Genomic DNA, 4,503 nt, shown 5'->3' with positions numbered 1-4,503 from the left:
CTATGGCTTGTCCGGCTTTGCCTACTTGCGGTTTAGCAATCACAGAATCGGAAAGGAGCTATTCCCGGAATTTAGAAAGAATTCGGGCTTTATTAGATAAATTGGGTTTACAAAATCAACATTTTGTGGTAAGGATGACAGGCTGTCCTAATGGTTGCGCTCGTCCTTATATGGCAGAATTGGGTTTTGTTGGTAGTGCTGCGGAATCTTATCAAGTGTGGTTGGGTGGTTCACCAAATCAAACCCGCTTGGCTCAACCTTTTGTGGAAAGACTGCACCACAATGATATTGAAAGTTTCCTAGAACCGATTTTTGTCTTCTTTAAAAAGTCACGCACACCCAAAGAAAGTTTTGGGGATTTTTGCGACAGATTGGGTTTTGATGCGATTAGGGAATTTGTGGCTAATTACACACCAGGAGAACCTACTAGCAGCGGTAAATCACGTCATAGAGTCAGTCTGCGGGATGATTTTTACGCGCAACTTAAGGAAACTGCTGAAAAACAAGAACGGCCAATGACTGATTTGGTTCATGAGGCTTTGGAGAAGTATTTCCAAACTCTGTAGAAAGATATTCTCACGCAAAGGCGAGGCAGCGCGGTCTTGGGGGTTTCCCCCATGAGCGACTGCCGTAGCAAAGACGCAAAGTTGTTTTTGGGGTTTTTGCGTGAGATGAATTTAGTGAACTGCTGTAAATTATGTTAAAATTCATTGAGGTACAAGAAGAAAGAATTAACCGCAGATGGAAGAGGATAAACGCAGATTAACGCAGATGAATTTGTACCTCGTTAGACTAGGAAATTTGAGAATATATTCTCTGAGGGAGAAGGTATGACTACAAAAATATTCCCATCTATTCAACCTACCCTTTATGAAGAAGATTATTATTTATGGATAGAAACAACTCTTCAACAATTACAAAATCAAGATATTGAAAATTTAGATTGGCAACATTTAGTAGAAGAGATAGAAGCTTTGGGAATTGAACAAAGACGAAAGGTAGAAAGTTATCTCAAGCAATTATTAATTCATCTTTTACTTTATTGTTATTGGGAATCTGAAAAAGAATTTTGTCAACGAGGTTGGAAAAATGAGATTTCTAATTTTCGAGATGAATTAGAATTTTCTTGTCGTTCTAAAACACTTTATAATTATTTTCTTAATTGTTTAGATTCAGTTTATCTCAAAGCTAGAAAACAAGCAATTCAGAAATCAGGTTTATCTAGTGAGATTTTCCCGGAACAATGTCCTTTTACTCCTGATGATATTCTTAATAGTGATTATTTTCCTAGTCTCTAAATCCTGATGCTGACACATTATGTCTCAACTCCAACGCATTACTATTAATCCCAATCAACTCCAAGCCACCCAACTTTTATTAACACCCCAACAACAACATTATTTGCTGCGGGTGTTGCGGTTGCGGGATGATGATAAATTTATTGCTATGGATGGTATGGGTAAATGGTGGTTAGCGCAGGTACAAGGGGAACAAGGACAGGTTTTAGAACTACTTGAAGTGAAAACAGAGTTACCTGTATCTATCACCTTAATGATGGCATTACCGAAAGGAAATGGATTTGATGAGATTGTCCGGTGTTGTACAGAATTGGGAGTAAATTGTATTTTACCTGTTTTGAGCGATCGCACCTTATTAAATCCTAGTCCCCAAAAACTAGAACGCTGGCGACGCATAGCCTCTGAAGCGGCTGAACAATCAGAACGGGCTTTTGTTCCTACGATTTTAGAACCTGTAGCGTTTAATACCGCTGTCAAGGAAAGTACCGCTGCTCACCGTTATCTGTGTGAAGCCCGTGGTGATTTTCCCCATTTAAACCAGGTAATTAATAACACCGCCAATGATATTATGATCGCTATTGGTCCTGAAGGAGGATGGACAGATCAAGAAATAGAAATAGCTGTAAAATCAGGATTTGCACCTATTTCTCTGGGTCGTCGCATTCTTCGTGCAGTCACAGCGCCCATAGTTGCGGTATCTTTAATAGCAGCCAATTTTGAATGATCACTTCGCCAAAACAACACCTAATTATTTTTACCCGTTATCCAGAACCAGGAAAGACAAAAACCCGGCTTATCCCGGCTTTGGGTGATGTTGGTGCTGCTAATTTGCACAAGCAGATGACTGAATATACTATTTCTCAGGTGAAAGAATTGCAAAAAATGACCAAAGTATCCGTAGAAGTACGGTTTACAGGTGGTGATTTGGAAAAAATGCAAGACTGGTTAGGGAATGATTTAGTATATCAATTTCAAGGTGAGGGAGATTTAGGGGAAAGAATGGAGCGATCGCTTATAAGTGCGTTTAATCAAAATGTAGAACAAGCCATTATCATTGGTACAGATTGTCCTGGTGTTAATTCCCAAGTTTTAGCAACAGCTTTTGAGCAACTACGGATTTGCAATCTCGTATTAGGACCAGCCCTAGACGGTGGTTATTATTTAATAGGCTTACAACCACCAATACCAGAATTATTTACGAATATTCATTGGGGTACGGCTCAAGTATTCCCAAAAACAGTAGAAAAAGCCCAGAAATTGAATTTATCAATAGGTTATCTGCAACCTTTAGCGGATATTGATCGTCCAGAGGATCTTCGGCCCTAATAATTAGACAGTATATTCACTGATAATATATACTTAAGTATATCAGAAATCACCACCATAATCAATAGGAAATTTAAATCATCCATTGAGGAAAAAATTTGGTAAACTAAAACTCATAAAACTTCCTCTAAGTTTAATTTTAAATAGACTATGTTTGAATTGCCTAAGGCGTTTTCTGTATTGGGTTTACCAGTTCATATAATGAAAAATTATCCCGACTGGTTACTAGATTGTTTAAGAGAAGAGAAAGGAACTCATGTCGTTACGCTCAATGCAGAAATGACCATGCAAGCAGAGCGTAATCCCGCTCTATCAAAGGTAATTCAAAATGCTGAATTAGTAATTCCTGATGGAGCAGGAGTTGTTCTGTATTTACAATATTTATTAGGACAAGATGTACAACGCTTTCCAGGAATTGAATTAGCAGAAAATCTTTTACAAGTAGTATCTCAACAAAAAAAATCTGCTTCTATATTTTTCTATGGGGGCGCACCGGGAGTAGCCGCTAAAGCAGCAGATTTATGGCAAAAACAACTTCCCCAGTTACAAATATTAGGTACACATTCTGGTTATCATTTTCCAGAAGAAGAACAACAGTTATTACAAACTCTCACTCAACTACAGCCACAGGTGATATTTGTTGGTTTGGGAGTACCACGTCAAGAATTATGGATTGCTCAAAACCGCCATTTATGTCCCCATTCAATTTGGGTAGGTGTTGGTGGTAGTTTTGATATTTGGTCAGGAACAAAAACACGCGCTCCGGGTTGGTTAGCAAATAATAATTTAGAATGGCTCTATAGATTATATCAAGAACCTTGGCGGTGGCGACGGATGTTAGCTTTACCAGAATTTGCCTTAAAATCTTTAGTTTATCGTTGGACTGTAAGATGTGAATAGTTAAAAAAGTCGGCGTTGCTGATTAACGGTATGAATTTTAGTCTCACGCAAAGGCGCAAAGACGCAAAGGTAAGAGTTTTAAAGATTCAATTTAGGAAAACCAACATTTATAAGCATTTGTTGGGTGGCGCTGTCGCTTAACCCAACCTACCAAAATCCTTATAACTATGCCAATATTCACCAGCATGGGAAATACTGAAAAAGTTCATAGTCAAGAGGAAACAACTCAAAGTCAAACTGGGACAATGGTAGAGTTGCATTCTGTTTCTAAAACTTATCCTCATAATAGCCATCACGCTTTACTTGATGTCAATCTCCAAGTCAAAAAGGGAGAATTTTTATTTATTACAGGTGCTAGTGGTTCTGGTAAATCCACACTTCTAAAAATGCTATATGGTGCGGAATTACCTACCCAAGGAGAAGTAATAGTTGATGATATTAATGTCGCTACTTTAGAAAGCTATAATTTATCATTATTGCGTCGGCGCATTGGGATTGTTTTTCAAGATTATAAACTCATTCCCCAGCGCACAGTCGCGGAAAATGTAACTTTTGTATTGCAAGCACAAGGTTATACCCGCAAAGAAATTCAACGTCGTTTAGAACCAACTTTAAAATTGGTGGGTTTATTATCTAAAGCTGACCGATTTCCTGATCAACTTTCTGGGGGTGAACAGCAACGAGTAAGTATTGCGCGAGCAATTGTCGGAACACCACCTTTATTATTAGCAGATGAACCTACGGGAAATCTTGATCCTGATAATTCTTGGCAAGTAATTCAAATCTTTCAAAAGTTAAATTCCTTTGGTGCAACGGTGATTATCACTACCCATGATGAGCAGTTAGTCAGACGCTGTAATTATCCAGTGGTGCAAGTTAAAGATGGGAAATTATATCGAAAATAGTTACAAAAAAAAGGGAAGAGGGAAGAGGGAAGAGGGAAGAGGGAATAGGGAATAGGGAACAGGGAACAGATAAG

General features: G+C 38.4%; 5 protein-coding genes and 1 pseudogene. All 6 read left to right on the top strand.

Annotated features, from left to right (window positions below; all coding sequences use genetic code 11):
* Window positions 1-566 (top strand): annotated as a pseudogene (locus tag FJR38_RS00705) (sulfite reductase, ferredoxin dependent); the annotation flags it as partial.
* A gap of 264 nt (window positions 567-830) precedes the next feature.
* Entirely contained in the window at window positions 831-1,298 is a 468-nt protein-coding gene (locus tag FJR38_RS00700; protein WP_168498701.1) for a DUF29 domain-containing protein, read from the top strand.
* A gap of 19 nt (window positions 1,299-1,317) precedes the next feature.
* The gene (locus FJR38_RS00695; RefSeq protein ID WP_168534868.1) at window positions 1,318-2,022 is read left to right on the top strand and encodes a 16S rRNA (uracil(1498)-N(3))-methyltransferase; all 705 of its coding nucleotides are present in this window, start codon (window positions 1,318-1,320) and stop codon (window positions 2,020-2,022) included.
* Window positions 2,019-2,624, top strand: a complete 606-nt coding sequence (locus FJR38_RS00690; RefSeq protein WP_168498697.1) for a TIGR04282 family arsenosugar biosynthesis glycosyltransferase — start codon at window positions 2,019-2,021, stop codon at window positions 2,622-2,624. The genes FJR38_RS00695 and FJR38_RS00690 overlap by 4 nt, the downstream gene beginning before the upstream one ends.
* Window positions 2,625-2,774: 150 nt before the next feature.
* The gene (locus FJR38_RS00685) at window positions 2,775-3,524 is read left to right on the top strand and encodes a WecB/TagA/CpsF family glycosyltransferase (protein WP_168498695.1); all 750 of its coding nucleotides are present in this window, start codon (window positions 2,775-2,777) and stop codon (window positions 3,522-3,524) included.
* Between the two features lie 167 nt (window positions 3,525-3,691).
* Entirely contained in the window at window positions 3,692-4,429 is a 738-nt protein-coding gene (gene ftsE / locus FJR38_RS00680; protein WP_168498693.1) for a cell division ATP-binding protein FtsE, read from the top strand.
* The last annotated feature ends 74 nt before the right edge of the window (window positions 4,430-4,503 follow it).

The sequence above is a fragment of the Anabaena sp. UHCC 0253 genome (genome assembly GCF_009712085.1).
GTDB lineage: Bacteria > Cyanobacteriota > Cyanobacteriia > Cyanobacteriales > Nostocaceae > Dolichospermum.
Note: the sequence above shows the minus strand (reverse complement) of the source record. Positions and strands in the feature narration are given on the sequence as shown.

What these genes read in the sequence shown, in the direction of transcription:
- FJR38_RS00700 (WP_168498701.1), top strand. Translation starts at nt 831, where the DNA reads ATGACTACAAAAATATTCCCATCTATTCAACCTACCCTTTATGAAGAA.
- FJR38_RS00695 (WP_168534868.1), top strand. Translation starts at nt 1,318, where the DNA reads ATGTCTCAACTCCAACGCATTACTATTAATCCCAATCAACTCCAAGCC.
- FJR38_RS00690 (WP_168498697.1), top strand. Translation starts at nt 2,019, where the DNA reads ATGATCACTTCGCCAAAACAACACCTAATTATTTTTACCCGTTATCCA.
- FJR38_RS00685 (WP_168498695.1), top strand. Translation starts at nt 2,775, where the DNA reads ATGTTTGAATTGCCTAAGGCGTTTTCTGTATTGGGTTTACCAGTTCAT.
- ftsE (WP_168498693.1), top strand. Translation starts at nt 3,692, where the DNA reads ATGCCAATATTCACCAGCATGGGAAATACTGAAAAAGTTCATAGTCAA.